Genomic DNA, 16,808 nt, shown 5'->3' on the forward strand with positions numbered 1-16,808 from the left:
CAATAGGTCGAGGTGCAGTAGGCGAAGTAGGGCTTCCTATCCGGGCGAGGCCTTCGGCGCGATATGAAGGGTCTCCCATCGCTGCCTATGCCGCGGTGTCGGCGACGGTGTATCCAAAGAAGAGGTCGGTTTCGGTCCGCTTGAATCTTTGCCACTCGTCGGCAGCGATGTCACCGGGTTTAGCGACATGGTCGACATCGCTGCGGAACACGCGACCGCGAGCCTTTTGCAGGAGCCTCTCCTCGATGAAGCGAAGCGGGTGCTCCCACGGCTTGTCCTTGTGCGCCGCCCAGGGCGTATTGGCCGGGATCATCGCCACGAATTCGTCCTGGAAGGCGTTGCTTGCCAGCCAGGAAAGGTTGGCATAGTCCGCCGCCACGCTGCCGTCGAGCGTGGCATTGTGGCTGCCGTGATGGCCGACCTTGTAGAGAACCGTGCGGCCGAGAAGATCGCGCGCCGTGATGATCCTGCCATTGACATTCCATTTGAGCGGCGCCCAGGAGACCCAGTTGCCACGCTGGGCGTCGCCGGTGAAAAGCAGCACCTTGCCGGTTCCGGGAAGTTCGATCGCGATAACGAGGCTGGTGTTGTTCACCTCGTCATTCAGCCGGAGAGCCAGCGTTTCCCCGCTCTCAAGCCAGTCGCTATCGATCTGCCGCCAGGCCTCGGCGGAACCCCGCTTGCCTTTGACGCCGTAGTGGTCGGCAAAAAACGCCTTCAGAAACGCATCAGGCCCCTGTTCGACGTTCTTGCGCGAAATGCCGAAGCGCGGGTCGAAGGCGCGGTTGGTGTCCTCCGGGCCGCCGTCGACCGTCGCCGCAAGCAGGCTCAGCGTCGCTCCGTCGGCCGACAGTCTGAATTCCTCCTCGCCCTGAGGTTCCAGCGAAAGCAGCAGCTCGATGTCGCGCGGCGGTCCGAGCGCGTAGACTCGCACGCCATCGACGCCCGGCAGTCGGTAGGGCTCATGGTCGGGTCGCAGGAAAACCGGATCGCCGGCAATGCGGTCGCGCAAATATTTGATGGCGCGCTTGTTGGTGATCCCTTCGATGGCAAGCGCGCCCTGTCTTCGAGGAGAGAGTGCCGGGTGTTGCCGTTTGACCTTTCTGAAGCGTTCGCGAAGCGCGTCGGCTGCATCCTCTCCGGTCTCGAAGGAAAGGAGATCGCGCAGCATCGTGCGGTTCGGCGAATGGATACCGAAGCCCGCACGCTCGAGCCGCTCGTCGGCGCCCATCAGGGCGAGCAGCGTGTCGTGGAAGCGCTCGCGCAGGCTGTTGGCGAACGGATCATCACCATCCTCGGTCCATCCCAGCCAGAGCTCGCCGATCTCGATCGGGTCGAAGCATGGCTTTCTGGTCGCGGGATCCTTCGCCGCAAAGCCGTTGACGTGATCCATGTGCTCATGGGTCACCAGCACGACGTCCAATCGGTTGGCGGTCGCTTCGGCGATGTCGGCGATCACCTTGTCGATCGTCTGGTCGGGCTTGATTTCGGAGTTCGTCCACAGGCCGCAGTCGATCAGCATGTAAAAGGCACTGCCGTCCACCTTGCGCATCGCCAGAAGAAAACAGTCGCCATGGCCTTGCCGATACATGCGCACCGTGACACCGGACTCGGGCGCCTCCATTCTGGGCATCTCCTAGCTCCCCTGTCGGTGAAGATGGGCGAAAATCTCAGGTCGAACGGGTTTGCTCCCGCCAGCGGTGAAGGCGTTTTCCCGCCTCCGCGCCTGTCGGGTCAGGTAGGCCCGCATTCTTTCGAGCTCGGCGTCGTCGCAGATGTCGCCGGGCGTGCGGATGACCCGGCGGATCTCGAAAGTCTCGGCGTCGATGAGCAGCGTGCAGCCGCGGCGAAAATAGAAATCGTGGGGACCTCTCGGCGGCTTACCCTTGTCCGCCGCCTCCTGCTTCTTGGGGTCGAGGTAACCATGGCGGGTCTGCGTCAGTTCGACGACATATTCGCGCTCCATCTGGTCGCGGTTGCCGCGGCGTGCGGCCATGCGGACGCTGTGCACCTCGATGGCCGGACTGTCGACGATCTTGCTGCGCCGGGCCGTCGCCGGTGCGTCGACGTCGGTCCTGATGCGGATGATATCGCGAAGCGGCGCATTCTTGGCCTCGGTGATCAATCCCCAGAACAGCCGCCCGTAGAGGTCGCGCGCCAGCCATTCGACCTTGCGGTCGGCCTCGAGGCCGAGCTCCAGGAGATTGCGTCCGAGGATTTCCCGGAGCGACGATTTCGACCGCTTGGCGGTCTGCGGCAGGCGGTTGCCCATCGCCTTGTTCAGTTCATTAAAAATTTCCTGTGCGGTGCGGTCCAGCCCGTCGAGGAATTTCTGGCCCTCGCTGTCGTGGAAATCGCTGCGACTTTTGAGTTCGTCGATCATTTCGAGTGGCCGCGAAAGCAGATAGGCGACATCAGCTTTGAGATCGCTGAGGCTGGGAAAGGCGGCTTTGTAGTCGGCCGCTGCTTCGGCCATCGTCGGCCAGAGCAGCGTCTGGACCGAGACGATCGGCATGTCGCGCGGAACAATACCCCAAGCCAAAAAGGCCTCCATCACTGCGACGCGGTAGTTGTGCTCGTCCTCAGGGTAGAGATCGCGATCGGCGGTAATGATCGCGCGCAGATAGTCGCCGAAGGTGACGTCGACGGGCGGACAGTAGTCGAGCGCGCGGATGCACATCTGCAGGATGTGCCGGGCCGATTTCGATGCCTCCTTGGCCAGCCGGTTGATGAGATCGGGGTGCAGTGCGCCCGCCGGCAAAATGCCCGTGCCGCTCGACGCGATGCGCAGGAGATCGGATATGCGCGCGCGATAAATCGACAGGAACGCCCGGAACACGGCGGCCACCAGAATGGCACCGCGGTCATGCACCTCTTCCGTCTCGCGCAGAAGCCTCGGATTGGGCTCGTGCGCTCGCCAGATGCCGTCCTTCCAGCCGCCGAGCGCGTCGCGCAGCGCCGTTCCGCGGCCGAGGACCTGGCCGAATTCCTGGGCGAGCTGGCCGAGCAGGTTCTGGCTCTCGAGGTCGCCGCGCGTGCGGGCGATCTGGTCCTTCAACACGTCCGGATAGGAGAAATGCTGGAAGATCGCGACGATGTCCGCGAAGGCTTCGTGCAGCGCCAGCACGTCCGGATTGGTCGCCTCGCTGAAGCGGGGATGCATGCCGTCGAGCAGGGCATGCGACGTTTCGTGGGCGATGATGTCGTGGGAGAGGCACGTGAATATGATGGTCCCGGCAGGCGCCCCGGATTGGCCTTCTCCGGCCGCGAAATAGCCGAAAAGCAGGGCCTTTTTCTCGGGGCTGTAATAGGCATTGGCGTCACGCAGCGCATGCGGATAGATGCGCAGGCGCTGCACATATTGCGGATTGATCCAGCGGCCTTTTTCGTCGCGGTCGCGCGGCGCCCAGAGCGCGACACGGCCAAGGGCGCTTTCGAAATTGACGATGGTGTTCATCGCCACGGCATAGGTCATCTGCTGGTGGAATTGCGGGTTCCATTCCGCGGGCCTTAGACCATTGTCGGCGAGCAAGCTCGGATCGTGCAGATTGACCGGCCTGTAGACGAGATCGAGCGACGGGTCGAAGTCAACGACCTCGACATATTCGCCGACCGGACCGACGAACGGAACGCCGGGGTCGAGCTTGTCCATCTCCCAAGGGATCGAAACGATCACTTCGTTGAGCGGCAGCGTTTCGTGTCGTCGCCCCATGCTCGGGTCGAAGGCGAAGATTCGGAGTTTGCGCGGAGGCATGGTCGACAAAACGGACATCTGCTCCTCCCGGGATTGCCGCCGCTATGTGCTGTCCAGTCGATGCATTCCTTGAAGTTCGGCCGCCTTGATGTTGCAACAGGAAGGATTCGTCCGCGTCACAGGTTTGTCAACTCACGATTGCAAGCGCGAGTGAAGGAAGGTGACTTGCCTGGGCGTTCACCGGCGCGGACGCGCCGTGACGACCGCGAGGTGAGGGGAAGGCATTCCGCGTTGTCGCGACCTATTTGCGGATGAGGCTGCCGAGCGGGCGTTTGAGCAGGCTCTCGCGCAGCGACGAGCCCTCGCGGCGCGGCTCGGTTGCCGGCTGCGCGAGGCGTGGGTCCGGGGCTTGCGGTCTCGGACCGCTGTCCCTTTCGGCCTGGCCGGAGAGGATCTGCTCGCGGATCTGGTTGAAACGCTCGAGCTGCGGGTTAACCGGCTCGGCGCGCGGAAGCATGTCCGGCCGGTAGGGCTCGATCTCCGGCTCGTGCCAAGCTTCAGGCTCGGATGGCTGGATGGCGCCGTGGGCGATTTCCTGAATAGGCCAATCGTCTTCAAGGGTCGGGGCCTTGGCGCTCTGCGCTGCCAGGTAGCTCTGCTGGAAGTTTGAGATGTCAGGCCCGGAGATCGCCCGCATCCGGCTGACGATCGACCGCAGGTCGACGCTCGGGGACGCATCCTCGTCCGGCTTGTCGGTGATGCCGTGGGCACGCGGAAGGTGCCGGTCCTCGACGCGGGTGAAGCGCATGCGCATTGGCACAGCGACTGCCTCACCGAAGGCGATGGCTTCGCCGTTGCCAATCGAGGAGATGAAGCTGGTGGTGGAGATCGACGAGTTCGAGATCGCCGAGCGGATGATCTCCTGGTCGCGATCATTGGCAAGTCGCATGGCGAAGACGGTGGAGCATTGCGACAGGATCGTGGGGTCGAGCTCACCCGGACGCTGCGTGATGATGCCGAGCGAAACGCCGTATTTGCGGCCTTCCTTGGCGATGCGCGCGATCGCCTGACGGGTCGGCAGGAAACCGAGCGAGGCGTCGGCCGGAACGTAGCGGTGCGCCTCTTCGCAGACGACCAGCATGTGGATGCCGCCGTCGCTCCAGAGCCCGATTTCGAAAGCCATGCGGCAGAGCACCGATGCGACCGAATTGACGACTTCCGAAGGGATGCCGGCGAGTTCGAAAGTGGCAATCGGCCGGCCTTCGCCAGGGATGCGGAAGATTTTGGCGATCGTGTCCTGGATCGTATCAGTGATCGTGTTCGACGAGAACATGAAATGGTAGCGCGGATCGTTGATCGCGGAGATGATCTTGATCTTGAGCGAACGCAGATGCGGCTTGTCCGTGCGGCCCTCCAGCCGGCCGATGCGCTCGTCGATCATCGCCAGAAGATCGGCGATCCGATAGGGCACCGGTGTGTCGACCGTGATCGAACTCTTTTCGTTCTGGCGGCGCATCAGGCCGGATTCGCCGCCCTTGAAGGCCTTCTTCGCATCGGGAATGACATCGCGCAGGATGTCGAGCTCTTCCGGAACGGGCGGCCGACCGCGGAAAATCACTTCAGCGAATTCTTCCAGCCGGAAGAGCCAGAAGGGGAGGTCGAGCGTGTCCGTGTCGATGACGACTGCATGCTCCGGGAAAGCGGCAGCGAACTCATTGTGCGGGTCGAGGATCAGCACACGCAGCTTCGGGTCGGCGGCAATCGCCTTGTGCAGAAGCAGCGTGACGGCGGTCGATTTGCCGACGCCGGTCGTTCCGACGATGGCAAAATGCTTGGCGAGCATCGACGGCACGTGGATCGTGGCGTCAAGGCTCTCGTCCTGGGTCAGCTTGCCGATAACGCAACTGTCCGTCTGGCTCGACTCATAGATGCGGGCAAGGTCGGTGGCGCGGATGCGGTGGGCGATCGCGCCGAGATAGGGATATTGGCTGATCCCGGTGGAGAAGGATTCGCGCCCGTCGGGGTCGGTTTGGACCTCGCCCATCAACTCGACCTCGATGCGGAAGGTGTTGTTCGCTTGCTCGCCCCATTCGCTGGCGACCGTCTGCATTGCATAGACGAGCGCCACGACGCGGTTGGCGCCCACGGAAATGGAAATCAGGCGACCGACCGACCAGAGCTCCGTCAGCGAGGTTTCGCCGTTTTCGGCAACTGCGGCGATCGTTGCGCGCGAACCGCTGCAGCCAACGACACGGCCGAGGAAGCGATTACCTGGTTTAAGGGTGTCACGGCGATCCTGCTCTCCGGCACGGACCGAGGAATGAAGATTACTGTCGAGCAACTCAGCACCTCACGCGACGAATAGCTCGATAGATTAGCGGGGCGGATTTAATAAGTGGTTTCGTGCTCTTATCGAAGTATGTCGCTGTTTTCCGCCGTTCTGCGCGCAGTCGGAAAAGGCGTTGACGGGCAGGATTTTTCTGTTTATCAAATCGCCCCATGAAAAATTTCGCGGTTATTCTTGTGGTGGGACGGCGCATGGGCAGGATGGTGTAACCATCCGGCAGTAGCCACCCATGCGCTGAACGAGGCTCCTGAAGGGGCCTTTTTTTATGCCCTGAGAAAAGCTAATCACACCCCAAACCTTGAAAAGGGACGGAAGCAGGCCAATGAGCGGAACAGAAAACCAGATGACGGGCGCGGAGATCGTTCTCCAGGCACTGAAGGACAACGGCGTCAAGCATATCTTCGGCTATCCCGGCGGTGCCGTGCTTCCGATCTATGACGAGATCTTCCAGCAGGAAGAGATCGAGCACATTCTGGTCCGCCACGAGCAGGGGGCCGGCCATATGGCCGAGGGCTATGCCCGCTCCACCGGCAAGGTCGGCGTCATGCTCGTCACCTCCGGCCCCGGCGCGACCAACGCGGTCACGCCGCTCCAGGACGCGCTGATGGATTCGATCCCGCTCGTCTGCATCTCCGGCCAGGTTCCGACCCCGCTGATAGGATCGGATGCCTTCCAGGAATGCGACACCGTCGGTATCACCCGGCCTTGCACCAAGCACAACTGGCTGGTCAAGGACGTCAACGATCTCGCCCGCATCATCCACGAGGCTTTCCGCATCTCGCAGTCCGGCCGTCCCGGTCCGGTCGTCGTCGACATTCCGAAGGACGTCCAGTTCGCGACCGGCACCTATACCCCGCCTTCGGCCGTCCCGACCCAGAAGAGCTACCAGCCGAAGACGCAGGGCGACCTGAAGAAGATCGAGGAAGCCGTCGAACTGATGAAGAACGCCCGCCGGCCGATCATCTATTCCGGCGGCGGCGTCATCAATTCTGGCCCGCAGGCATCGCATTTCCTGCGCGAGCTGGTCGAACTCACCGACTTCCCGATCACTTCGACGCTGATGGGGCTAGGCGCCTATCCGCATTCCGGCAAGAACTGGCTCGGCATGCTCGGCATGCACGGCACCTACGAAGCCAACATGGCCATGCACGACTGCGACGTCATGGTCTGCATCGGCGCCCGTTTCGACGACCGCATCACCGGCCGCCTCAACGCGTTTTCGCCGAACTCGAAGAAGATCCACATCGACATCGACCCATCCTCGATCAACAAGAATGTCCGCGTCGACATTCCGATCCTCGGCGACGTCGCGACGGTCCTGGAGGACATGGTCCGCCTGTGGCGCGCTGCGGCGAAGACCGTCGACAAGGCGCGGCTCGAGGACTGGTGGAGCGGCATTGCCAAGTGGCGAGCGCGCAATTCGCTGGCCTACACGCCGAATGACGACGTCATAATGCCGCAATATGCGATCCAGCGGCTCTATGAACTCACCAAGGACCGCGACACCTACATCACCACCGAAGTCGGCCAGCACCAGATGTGGGCGGCGCAGTTCTTCGGTTTCGAGCAGCCGAACCGCTGGATGACCTCGGGCGGCCTCGGCACCATGGGTTATGGCTTCCCGGCCGCCGTCGGCGTCCAGGTAGCGCATCCGGAAAGCCTCGTCATCGACATCGCCGGCGACGCCTCGATCCAGATGTGCATCCAGGAAATGTCCTGCGCGGTCCAATACGGCTTGCCGGTCAAGATCTTCATTCTCAACAACCAGTATATGGGCATGGTCCGGCAATGGCAGCAGTTGCTCCACGGCAACCGCCTGTCGCACTCCTATACGGAAGCGATGCCGGATTTCGTCAAGCTCGCCGAAGCCTATGGCGGTGTCGGCATCCGCTGCGAAAAGCCCGGCGAACTGGACGAGGCGATCCGCCAGATGATCGACACGCCGCAGCCGGTCATCTTCGACTGCCGCGTCGCCAACCTTGCCAACTGCTTCCCGATGATCCCGTCGGGCAAGGCGCACAACGAAATGCTGTTGCCCGACGAGGCGACGGACGAGGCGGTCGCCAACGCGATCGACGCCAAGGGCCGCCAGCTCGTTTGATGAAAAGGTAGGAACGAACAAAATGAGTGCACATCTTCAGCCGACGGGCTCTGCCTATTTCATCGCCAAGGAGACGGAGCTTGCGGAAACGCACACGCTCTCCGTTCTCGTCGACAATGAGCCGGGCGTGCTCGCCCGCGTGATCGGCCTCTTTTCCGGCCGCGGCTACAACATCGAGAGCCTGACGGTTTCCGAGACCGAACACGAGGCGCATCTGTCGCGTATCACCATCGTCACGCGCGGTACGCCGCATGTGCTGGAGCAGATCAAGCACCAGCTCGAACGCTTGGTGCCCGTGCATCGGGTCGTCGACCTCACGGTTCGTGCCGCCAACCTCGGCCACGACCGGCCGATCGAGCGGGAGCTGGCGCTTGTCAAGGTGCACGGCTCCGGTGATCACCGGGTGGAGGCGCTGCGGCTCGCGGATGCCTTCCGCGCCTCCGTCATCGACGCCAATATCGAGCACTTCGTCTTCGAGATCACCGGCAAGCCGTCGAAGATCGAGCAGTTCATCGCCATCATGAAGCCGCTCGGTCTGATCGAGGTCTGCCGCACCGGTATCGCCGCGATGAACCGCGGCCCGCAGGGGATGTGAGGCGTAACGCTGCGTTGCGATGGCAATTGCCCCTCACCCTAACCCTCTCGCCGCAGGCGGGGAGAGGGGACTTGGGGCGGCGCGGCATATCCCTTCTCCCCGCAAGCGGGGAGAAGGTCGCGGCAGGCGGGATGAGGGGCCATTTCGGCTCGTCAATCACCAGAATCAAATAACCTCCAACCGCATCTTCCTCCTTGGCGGCGGAAAAAGCCGGTCCAATTCGGCGACGTTCTCGGCCGTGAAGTGAATGTCCATCGCGTCGCGGTTTTCGTGCGCGCGTTCGGCCGATCCGGTCTTCGGGATCGAGATGACGCCCGGGCGGCTCTTCAGGAAGGCGAGCGCCACCTGCGCTGGCGTCGCCTGGTGCGCCTTGGCGATGTGGATCAGGTCGGTGTTGTGAAGCAGCCGGCCCTCGTCGAGCGGCGAATAGGCCATGACCGGTACACCGCGGTCGCGGCACCAGGGCAGGAGGTCGTATTCGATGCCGCGGCGGGCGAGGTTGTAGAGCACCTGGTTGGCGGCGACATTGCTGCCGTCCGGGACCGCTTCCAGCTCCTCCATATCGTCGACGTCGAAATTCGAAACGCCCCAGGCGGCGATCTTGCCAGCCTTCTTCAGCGTCTCGAAGGCGGCGACGGTTTCGGCGAGCGGGTATACGCCGCGCCAATGCAGAAGATAGAGATCGATCCGGTCGGTACCGAGACATTTGAGGCTGCGTTCACAAGCGGCAACGGTGCCGGAACGGCTGGCATTGGAGGGCAGCACCTTGCTGACGATAAAAACCTCGTCGCGACGGCCCCTGATCGCCTCGCCGACTATGCGCTCCGCGCCGCCATCTCCGTACATTTCCGCCGTGTCGATCAGCGTCATGCCGAGGTCGAGCCCGATTTGCAGGCTACGGATTTCCTCCGCCGCCCTTGCGCGGTTCTCGCCCATGCGCCAGGTGCCTTGGCCAAGTACTGGAACCGTGCGGCCGTCGGGAAAGGTGGTGGTCGGGATTGGATCGTGCATCGGAAATCGTCCTGAGGTTGGCTCGACACTTCAAGTTTAAGATCCGATGCGAGAAAGTCCATCAGGACAAGCGCTGCTATCGTGGTGGAAAGTGCGTTCGTGTCGCTGCATCCTCCCGTTGCGGTAAGATGACAATATCGGCGCGGCGCCGCTAACTCGTCGAGAAATAAAAATAAATCGCGGCCTTGCAAGGGACACAATTGTAACCTACATAGTTGTAATCGATATTGATCGACGATATTTGTTTCTGCGCCTTGGCGTATCGTCACGAAGATCCTGACAAAATCGGTTTCAATACATCGCGGAAACGCGATGTTGTTTTTCCATGAGCGATTGAAAGGATGCTGACGTGGCTTCCGGAACAGTAAAGTGGTTCAATAGCACCAAGGGCTTCGGGTTTATTCAGCCGGATGATGGAGCCTCTGACGTGTTCGTGCATATCTCGGCCGTTGAGCGCGCCGGCCTGTCCACTCTCAAGGACGGCCAGAAGGTGAGCTTCGAACTCGCTCAGGATCGCCGCACGGGCAAGACGTCGGCGGAAAACCTGCGCGCCCTTTGAGTTTGCGCACGCGATTGTGCTCCATGATCGCATTAGACGAGATTATCATCTCCCGGCCTTTGACCACGGATGTACTGGCACTGGCAGGTTGAGATGATGAGGGAAGGTCGGGTTCGCCCGGCCTTTTTTTGTTGCCGTCAGTAAGGAGTAAATTGATGAAGGAAAGTCAGGCCAACAGCGTCTTCAAGCAGGGCAAGAAAACTCCGTCCGACCGCGCTGACCAGGCGACGATCGCCTCGCGCGCCATTATGGAACAGGAGAAGGTCGCTCGCGAGAAGAAGACGGCCCGTCTCCGGCAATTGCGGCTGGAAAAGGAAGCCGCCGAGGAGGCGGCAAATCCTGCCCCTGTGCCGAAAGAGAAGCGAAAGGCCCAAAAGCGGAAATAGATAATCCGCTTTCCGGATACTCGTTGCCTAACGCTGGGCGGCGATGAGAAGCATCATTGGCCGGTCGACTTCTTCCGCGAGATCGGGCGTAGCGGCGATCTGTTCGGCTTTCGGGCTCCACTCCTCGACATGGCGGATCGAGAAGCCGGCCTTGACGAGGGCGTTAACCGTAGTGCCGATCGTGCGGTGATATTTGACGACACCCTTGGCGAGCCAGTCGGTGACGCGTTTCCCCTCGGCCGAGTAACGGTCGAGCGGCCAGACGCGGCGGCCTTCGGCGTCCGTCAACCAGCCGGGGTTCGTCGGTGCCATGAAGATCGGATGCTCGATCGTGAAGACGAAACGCGAGCCGGGAACGAGACCCGCGTGGATCGTCCGCACCATCCGGTCGAAGTCCTCGATGTAGTGGAAGGCGAGCGAGCTATAGGCGAAATCGAAGCTCGCCTCCGGCAAGGCCAGGAGCTCGAGATCGGCGATGCGGTATTCGATCGCCGGGTCGCTCGTATCCTTCCTCGCCCGAGCGATCATGTTTTCGGAAAGGTCGAAGCCGATTACCTGCGCGGCGCCGTTTTCCCGCGCCCAGCGTGCGAACCAGCCGAACCCGCAGCCGAGGTCGACCACACGCAGGCCCTTGAGGTCCGGCAACACGGCCCGGATCGCCGGCCATTCGGGGGCGCCATCGAGCCCGTGTACGGATCGCGGGAGCTGTCCGTAGCCCGCGAAGAATTCGGGTTTGTCGTAGATATTTTGTGCCATCCAAGCGTTCCATGTCGTGCGCGCGTCCAATTTCCACGCGTTACTGCATGATCCCTTAAATCGGAATCGATCTAAGGACGAAATCATGCAGCAGTTCAAAGTGCTACAGCGACGTTTGCGCGTCCGGTCATCGTAGACGACAGCAGCATAGTTTTCTTCGCCGTCATCCCTGTGTTTGTCACAGGGAATCCAGCAGCGGCCCATGTCCGCGGCGCGGAAGAGTCTTTTCAGCCCAAGCACTTGGGCTGGCAGGATTCTTGTGACCGCGGCGTCCGACGCGCCGCGCTGTGGGAACAAGGAAACGGCGAAAAGCCGGATCATCCGTCCGAAGACGCCCACCAAATCCCGTTTTGTAACCATGACAAGAATTGGCTGGTCATCGCATTTACGGCAGGTAGGCTGACCTAAATTATCTAGAACCGATTCCGGTTCTGACGGATTGCCAAGATAAATCAGATGGATGTGGCGCGTCGCCACGGCGGTGCCGCGCTGCTGGAGGAAATTCATGCAACTGGATACGCTGCTCGCGCTGTTCCTGTTTGCCTTCACGACGTCGATCACGCCGGGGCCGAACAACATGATGCTGTTTGCCTCAGGCGTGAACTTCGGCTTCGCGCGCACCATTCCGCACATGCTCGGCATCGGTGTAGGCTTCTTCGTGCTTTTGCTGGCAGTCGGCCTCGGCCTCGGCGCGCTGCTCCACTCGGTACCGCTCGTCTACACCACGCTGAAATTTGCCGGCGGCGCCTATCTCGTCTGGATCGCCTGGAAGATCGGCTCGTCGCGATCGCTTGGCGAGGGCATGGCGAGTGCGCGGCCGATGACCTTCCTGCAGGCGGCCGCCTTCCAATGGGTCAACCCCAAGGCCTGGGTGATGGCGGTCTCGGCCATGGCCACGTACACGAGCGGCGACAGCTATCTCGTCAGTGTGCTCTTCGTCGGTCTCGTCTTCGCGCTCGTCAATGTGCCGAGCGTTTCGACCTGGGCTGGCTTCGGCTCGGCACTGCGGCAATGGCTTTCGGAGCCGTCGCGGCTCAAATGGTTCAATATCACCATGGCGGCGCTGCTCGTCGTCAGCCTCTGGCCGATGCTAAAATAGGGTGATGTCGGGCTTCGTCAGCATCAGCCAGAAAATCGCAATCACCGAAGCAAAGGCGGGAAACCCGCAGGCGAACCAGATGCGATAGAGCCTATCGAAGGCCGGCGGCAGGGGCGCCTTTGCTGCGACGGCCTGCTTCGCCAGGTCCCGCAGTCGAATCTGGATCCAGACCACCGGCAGCCAGAAGAGGCCGGCCAGGACATAGAGTGCCAGCGACAGTACGATCCAGCCCTCGCTAAGCGGCCAGCCGATCGCGCGCGCCAACCCGTAGCCGGTCAGCGGCTGCAGCACGACCGCGGTCGCGGTGAAGACCGTATCGGCGATGACCACAGTCCCGGCGACATGAGCGATGATGCGCGGATCGCGGCTGCGTTGGGCCATGACCATGAAAAAGGCGATGCCGGCGCCAGTGCCGAGTAGCACGGTGGCACCGAGCACGTGCAGAAGTCTCAGCAGATCTTCAAGGATCATCAGCGTTCGTCCAGTATGGCAAGCGCGGCGAGCGTCAGCAGGATCGACGGTGGAACCTTGACCAGCGGGCCGAGCGGATCGAGCCAGAGTGCAGGTTCGGCAAGCGTTGCCGCAAGCAGGTAGGCAAGCGTCAACAAAAGCATGCCGAGGAGCGCCCGCTTTGCCGAGGGCCGGACGAGAACCGCAAGCCCGAGCGCGATATCGGCAAAAGAGGTCGCGATCGTCGCCGCGCTTGCAAGCGGCGCCGGCAGGAAGGCCGCGAAATGAATGCTCGCCGCACCGAAGGCGAAAAACGGCACGAGGCCGGAGATGAGCCAGAAAAGCGAGAGGGCTACGATAATCAGCGGCTTCAACAGGTAGAGCCTGGCAAACCAGAGATCCTGGATGCCTGACGGGGCGGCGGCCAGCATTTCAGCGGCGGACGACAGTCCCGGCTTGAAATCCGACGATGGCCTGCTCGCGATGCCGCCGGACATGGTCGTCATCGCGGTGGAGCGCAGTGGTGAGCGCCAGCCGAGCATGCCGGCCGCATCCGCGAGCCAGGTAACCGGTCGCGCCAAGACGGGCGGCAGGACAATTACCGGAGCGGGCGGGAGGCCGAGCCAGCGGCGATGAATGACAACGAGATCCTTCAACGTCAGGCCTTCGCCGCTGCCGAGCGCAAGATCGGAGCCGGCCGGCAGGTCGCCGTTGACAGCGTCGCTGGCGGTGTTTGCGACATCGTCGAGCGCGACTGTTGCTACCGAATTTTCGGCATGGACGAGCGGGATCGCAAAGGGGAGGGCGGCAAGGGCTCTCAGCAGCGCGGAGCCACCATGGGCGTTGCGGCCGATGACCAGCGCCGGACGCAGGATGACAAAGGGTAGCCCGCTCGATGCGAGCGCCGCGTCCGCCCTGCGCTTGGTCGCCAGAAAGGCGAGATCGCTGGCGGCGCCCTCGGTTTCTGCCGATACCTGCACGACAAGCCGCAGTCCGCTGTCGCGTGCGGCCTCGTAGAGCGCCAACATCGCGTTCTCCTGGGTGGCGACGAGGTCGTCCGAAAGGCCGTCCTGCAGGGCGCCGGCACAATTGACGACCACATCCTGGCCCTCCAGTGCGTCTCGCCAATTCCCACTCGCCGTCATGCCGGCAAGGTCGGCTCTGATCCAGCGAAAGACAGGCATCTTCACCGCGGCGCGCGAAGGGTCGCGGCCAAGCCCGGTGACCTGGTGGCCGTCGTCAACGAGTTTTCTTGCGATCGCGGAGCCGATGAAGCCGGTTGCGCCGAGAATCAGGACGTTCATGGCACGACCTTAGCTGAAACCGGTAGGCGCGAAAGTACCGCTTGCAACCTCGCCGCTAGCGTCCATGTCAAGCGGAGCTTGTGCTTGCCGCTCTTCTGAGCCATGCCAGTCGGAAAGCAGCGAATGAGGAGATGAGCGGTGCCACCCATTCTCGAAGGACCGAGCATCACGCTCCGGCCCCCTTGTGACGCGGATATCGAGGCTCGCCTTCTTTTAGGGAGCGATCCGAAGATCGCCGAAATGTTCGGGGTCAGCAGAGAAGACGTGCGGCCGATAACGAGAGACAAGGCGGCCGCCTGGGTCCGGAACTTGGGTGAGCACCCACATGCCTGGATCATTGAAATTCAGGGGAGGTGCGCTGGTGAGATCAGGCTGGACCGCGTCGACCAGCATGATCGGCGCGCCTCGATGGCAATCGGAATATACGACAGCGCCTTGCTTGGGCGTGGGTTTGGCAGCGAGGCAATCGGCCTTCTTCTGAGGCATGCCTTTGGTCCGATGGGGCTTCATCGAATTGGAATACGTGTGCTCAGCTACAACGAACGGGCGATCAGGGCGTATGAAAAGTCCGGCTTTGTTGTCGAAGGGAGAGAGCGCGAGGCCGCCCTCGTCAACGGGGCGTGGCACGACGATGTGATGATGGGCTTGCTCGATCATGAATTCCTCGGCAAGGTTCCCATCGAGTGAGTTCCATCGTGACAACTTTCGGTGTCAATCGGTTCAGAAATCGATTCCGGTTCTTGTGCTAATGCACTAAAAAGAACGGCGTTTCCGGCAGAGGAGCGGCGGAATGTCAGAACATCATCATGGTGAAGGCCATGGGCACGATCACCATCACGACAATCATTTCTCCGACATCGAAGCGCGAGTGAAGGCGCTGGAAACGGTGCTGACGGAAAAGGGGTTGATCGACCCTGCGGCAATCGATGCGATCGTCGAGACCTACGAGACCAAGGTGGGGCCGAGGAACGGTGCGCGCGTTGTCGCAAGGGCCTGGAGCAACCCCGAGTTTTCCGACTGGCTGAAGCGCGACGCAACGGCGGCGATCGCGAGCCTCGGCTTTACCGGACGGCAAGGCGAGCACATGCGCGCCGTGTTCAACACGGCCGACACGCACAATCTCGTCGTCTGCACGCTCTGCTCCTGCTATCCATGGTCGGTGCTGGGCCTGCCGCCTGTCTGGTACAAGGCGCCGCCTTATCGTTCGCGCGCGGTCATCGATCCGCGCGGCGTGCTGTCCGAATTTGGGCTCGAACTGCCGGCGGAGAAGAAGATTCGCGTCTGGGATTCGACGGCGGAACTGCGCTACCTCGTCGTGCCCGAACGGCCGGACGGAACCGAAGGCTTCAACGAGGAGCAACTGGCCGACTTGGTGACGCGGGACTCGATGATCGGCACCGGCCTCGCGCTTTCGCCGGAGGTGGTGCGATGAACGGGCCGCACGACCTCGGCGGCCAGCATGGTCTTGGGCCGATCGCGCCCGAAAAGGACGAGCCCTATTTCCATGCGGAATGGGAGAAGCGGGCGCTCGGCGTTACGCTCTGCTGCGGCGCCTTCGGCGCATGGACGATCGACGAGAGCCGGCATGCGCGCGAAAGTCTACCCCCCGCGACCTATCTGTCGGCAAGCTATTACGAGATCTGGACCCGCGCGCTGGAGATCTTGCTCAAGCGCCATGGCTTTGTCACGCAGGCCGAACTCGACGCTGGCCGTATGTTGGAAAAGGGGACGGAACCAAAGCGGGTGCTGAAGGCCGAGATGGTGGCAGGCGTGCTCGCCAGGGGCGGTCCCTGTGACCGACGGGTCGCACCGCCGCCGCGTTTCGTCGTCGGAGAGAGGGTGCGCACGAAGAATTTCAATCCCGAAACCCACACGCGCCTGCCGCGCTATGCCCGCGCCAAAACGGGCGTTGTAGAGGCCGTGCAGGGTGGCTTCGTCTTTCCGGACGACAATGCTCACGGCTGGGGCGAGAACCCGCAATGGGTCTATACGGTCGTGTTCGAGGGCAGCGAGATCTGGGGTGAGGCGGCGGATCCGACGCTGACGGTCTCGATCGACGCCTGGGAGAGCTATCTTGAGCGTGTGTAAGACTTCTTCGCGATTGGACGGGAGTGCGGAGGGTAAACCGGCGTTCACTTCCCCACTGCTCGCTTCGACGGAACTGCCGAAATCCACAGAGGGCGATCCCGTCTTTGCCGAACCCTGGCAGGCGGCCGCTTTCGCCATGGCCCTCAGCCTGCATGAGCAGGGCGTGTTTTCCTGGGGCGAGTGGGCGGAAGCGCTCTCGGCCGAACTCCACAAGCCCGGCCGCAAGGCCGACGCGAGCGATTACTACGATTGCTGGGTGGCTGCACTTTCCCGGCTGATAGCGGAGCGCTCCATCGCTTCCGGATGTGAACTCGAGGCGCTCACCCGAAGCTGGCAGCGCGCGGCCGAAGCCACGCCGCACGGCAAGCCGATCATCATCGAGAACGATCCGCTGAGGTGAACGGGCAGGGCGTGCGGT

The 16,808-nt window shown here is 62.3% G+C and carries 16 protein-coding genes; 9 read left to right on the plus strand and 7 right to left on the minus strand.

Going from position 1 to position 16,808, the window contains the following annotated elements:
- Positions 1 to 85: 85 nt before the first annotated feature.
- The 3 genes from GHK62_RS00755 to GHK62_RS00765 form a co-directional block, all read right to left on the minus strand.
- Positions 86 to 1,624, minus strand: a complete 1,539-nt coding sequence (locus tag GHK62_RS00755; protein WP_167528117.1) for an MBL fold metallo-hydrolase — start codon at positions 1,622 to 1,624, stop codon at positions 86 to 88.
- Positions 1,625 to 1,636: 12 nt separating this feature from the next.
- The gene (locus tag GHK62_RS00760) at positions 1,637 to 3,772 is read right to left on the minus strand and encodes a gluzincin family metallopeptidase (RefSeq protein WP_153436463.1); all 2,136 of its coding nucleotides are present in this window, start codon (positions 3,770 to 3,772) and stop codon (positions 1,637 to 1,639) included.
- Between the two features lie 223 nt (positions 3,773 to 3,995).
- Positions 3,996 to 6,035 carry an ATP-binding protein gene (locus GHK62_RS00765; RefSeq protein ID WP_153436464.1) on the minus strand — a complete coding sequence of 680 codons (2,040 nt, stop codon included), beginning with the start codon at positions 6,033 to 6,035 and terminating at the stop codon, positions 3,996 to 3,998.
- Between the two features lie 328 nt (positions 6,036 to 6,363).
- Here GHK62_RS00765 and GHK62_RS00770 point away from each other — a divergent pair, with 328 nt between their 5' ends.
- Positions 6,364 to 8,142 (plus strand): acetolactate synthase 3 large subunit, encoded by a 1,779-nt coding sequence (locus GHK62_RS00770; protein ID WP_153436465.1) that lies wholly within the window; start codon positions 6,364 to 6,366, stop codon positions 8,140 to 8,142.
- Positions 8,143 to 8,164: 22 nt separating this feature from the next.
- Positions 8,165 to 8,737 (plus strand): acetolactate synthase small subunit, encoded by a 573-nt coding sequence (ilvN, locus tag GHK62_RS00775; RefSeq protein ID WP_153436466.1) that lies wholly within the window; start codon positions 8,165 to 8,167, stop codon positions 8,735 to 8,737.
- Between the two features lie 165 nt (positions 8,738 to 8,902).
- Here the strand turns inward: ilvN and GHK62_RS00780 are convergent, their stop codons facing one another.
- Positions 8,903 to 9,748: an aldo/keto reductase gene (locus GHK62_RS00780; RefSeq protein ID WP_153436467.1), complete on the minus strand. Its 846-nt coding sequence runs from the start codon at positions 9,746 to 9,748 to the stop codon at positions 8,903 to 8,905.
- 349 nt (positions 9,749 to 10,097) lie between these two features.
- Here GHK62_RS00780 and GHK62_RS00785 point away from each other — a divergent pair, with 349 nt between their 5' ends.
- Complete coding sequence (locus GHK62_RS00785) at positions 10,098 to 10,307, plus strand: cold-shock protein (protein ID WP_173509830.1); 210 nt, start codon at positions 10,098 to 10,100, stop codon at positions 10,305 to 10,307.
- Positions 10,308 to 10,462: 155 nt separating this feature from the next.
- Positions 10,463 to 10,693, plus strand: coding sequence for a hypothetical protein (locus GHK62_RS00790; protein WP_153436468.1), 231 nt, complete (start codon positions 10,463 to 10,465; stop codon positions 10,691 to 10,693).
- Between the two features lie 27 nt (positions 10,694 to 10,720).
- Here GHK62_RS00790 and GHK62_RS00795 read toward each other — a convergent pair whose 3' ends face one another.
- Positions 10,721 to 11,449: a class I SAM-dependent methyltransferase gene (locus GHK62_RS00795; RefSeq protein ID WP_153436469.1), complete on the minus strand. Its 729-nt coding sequence runs from the start codon at positions 11,447 to 11,449 to the stop codon at positions 10,721 to 10,723.
- A 505-nt stretch (positions 11,450 to 11,954) separates the two neighbouring features.
- Between GHK62_RS00795 and GHK62_RS00800 the strand changes: the two genes are divergently transcribed.
- Positions 11,955 to 12,548, plus strand: a complete 594-nt coding sequence (locus tag GHK62_RS00800; RefSeq protein ID WP_153436470.1) for a LysE family translocator — start codon at positions 11,955 to 11,957, stop codon at positions 12,546 to 12,548.
- Here GHK62_RS00800 and GHK62_RS00805 read toward each other — a convergent pair.
- Both GHK62_RS00805 and GHK62_RS00810 read right to left on the minus strand, forming a co-directional pair.
- Positions 12,540 to 13,016 carry a DUF2269 family protein gene (locus tag GHK62_RS00805; RefSeq protein WP_184108563.1) on the minus strand — a complete coding sequence of 159 codons (477 nt, stop codon included), beginning with the start codon at positions 13,014 to 13,016 and terminating at the stop codon, positions 12,540 to 12,542. The two genes, GHK62_RS00800 and GHK62_RS00805, sit on opposite strands and share 9 nt — an antisense overlap.
- Positions 13,017 to 13,018: 2 nt before the next feature.
- Entirely contained in the window at positions 13,019 to 14,302 is a 1,284-nt protein-coding gene (locus GHK62_RS00810; RefSeq protein WP_153436472.1) for an SDR family oxidoreductase, read from the minus strand.
- Between the two features lie 165 nt (positions 14,303 to 14,467).
- Here GHK62_RS00810 and GHK62_RS00815 point away from each other — a divergent pair, with 165 nt between their 5' ends.
- The 4 genes from GHK62_RS00815 to GHK62_RS00830 all read left to right on the plus strand — a co-directional run bounded on the left by GHK62_RS00815 (position 14,468) and on the right by GHK62_RS00830 (position 16,790).
- Positions 14,468 to 14,989 carry a GNAT family N-acetyltransferase gene (locus GHK62_RS00815; protein WP_380785518.1) on the plus strand — a complete coding sequence of 174 codons (522 nt, stop codon included), beginning with the start codon at positions 14,468 to 14,470 and terminating at the stop codon, positions 14,987 to 14,989.
- 103 nt (positions 14,990 to 15,092) lie between these two features.
- A complete protein-coding gene (gene nthA, locus GHK62_RS00820) occupies positions 15,093 to 15,734 on the plus strand; it encodes a nitrile hydratase subunit alpha (protein WP_153436473.1) in 642 nt (213 codons plus the stop codon).
- Positions 15,731 to 16,390 (plus strand): nitrile hydratase subunit beta, encoded by a 660-nt coding sequence (gene nthB / locus GHK62_RS00825; protein WP_153436474.1) that lies wholly within the window; start codon positions 15,731 to 15,733, stop codon positions 16,388 to 16,390. The genes nthA and nthB overlap by 4 nt, the downstream gene beginning before the upstream one ends.
- A 13-nt stretch (positions 16,391 to 16,403) precedes the next feature.
- Positions 16,404 to 16,790: a nitrile hydratase accessory protein gene (locus tag GHK62_RS00830; RefSeq protein WP_153436509.1), complete on the plus strand. Its 387-nt coding sequence runs from the start codon at positions 16,404 to 16,406 to the stop codon at positions 16,788 to 16,790.
- Positions 16,791 to 16,808 lie beyond the last annotated feature (18 nt).

Source organism: Sinorhizobium terangae, assembly GCF_009601505.1.
GTDB classification, from domain to species: Bacteria; Pseudomonadota; Alphaproteobacteria; order Rhizobiales; family Rhizobiaceae; genus Sinorhizobium; species Sinorhizobium terangae.

Coding starts and splice junctions, on each gene's coding strand:
- GHK62_RS00795 (WP_153436469.1), bottom strand. CDS start 11,449: ATGGCACAAAATATCTACGACAAACCCGAATTCTTCGCGGGCTACGGA.
- GHK62_RS00780 (WP_153436467.1), bottom strand. CDS start 9,748: ATGCACGATCCAATCCCGACCACCACCTTTCCCGACGGCCGCACGGTT.
- GHK62_RS00755 (WP_167528117.1), bottom strand. CDS start 1,624: ATGGAGGCGCCCGAGTCCGGTGTCACGGTGCGCATGTATCGGCAAGGC.
- GHK62_RS00760 (WP_153436463.1), bottom strand. CDS start 3,772: ATGTCCGTTTTGTCGACCATGCCTCCGCGCAAACTCCGAATCTTCGCC.
- GHK62_RS00790 (WP_153436468.1), top strand. CDS start 10,463: ATGAAGGAAAGTCAGGCCAACAGCGTCTTCAAGCAGGGCAAGAAAACT.
- GHK62_RS00810 (WP_153436472.1), bottom strand. CDS start 14,302: ATGAACGTCCTGATTCTCGGCGCAACCGGCTTCATCGGCTCCGCGATC.
- GHK62_RS00800 (WP_153436470.1), top strand. CDS start 11,955: ATGCAACTGGATACGCTGCTCGCGCTGTTCCTGTTTGCCTTCACGACG.
- nthA (WP_153436473.1), top strand. CDS start 15,093: ATGTCAGAACATCATCATGGTGAAGGCCATGGGCACGATCACCATCAC.
- nthB (WP_153436474.1), top strand. CDS start 15,731: ATGAACGGGCCGCACGACCTCGGCGGCCAGCATGGTCTTGGGCCGATC.
- GHK62_RS00770 (WP_153436465.1), top strand. CDS start 6,364: ATGAGCGGAACAGAAAACCAGATGACGGGCGCGGAGATCGTTCTCCAG.
- ilvN (WP_153436466.1), top strand. CDS start 8,165: ATGAGTGCACATCTTCAGCCGACGGGCTCTGCCTATTTCATCGCCAAG.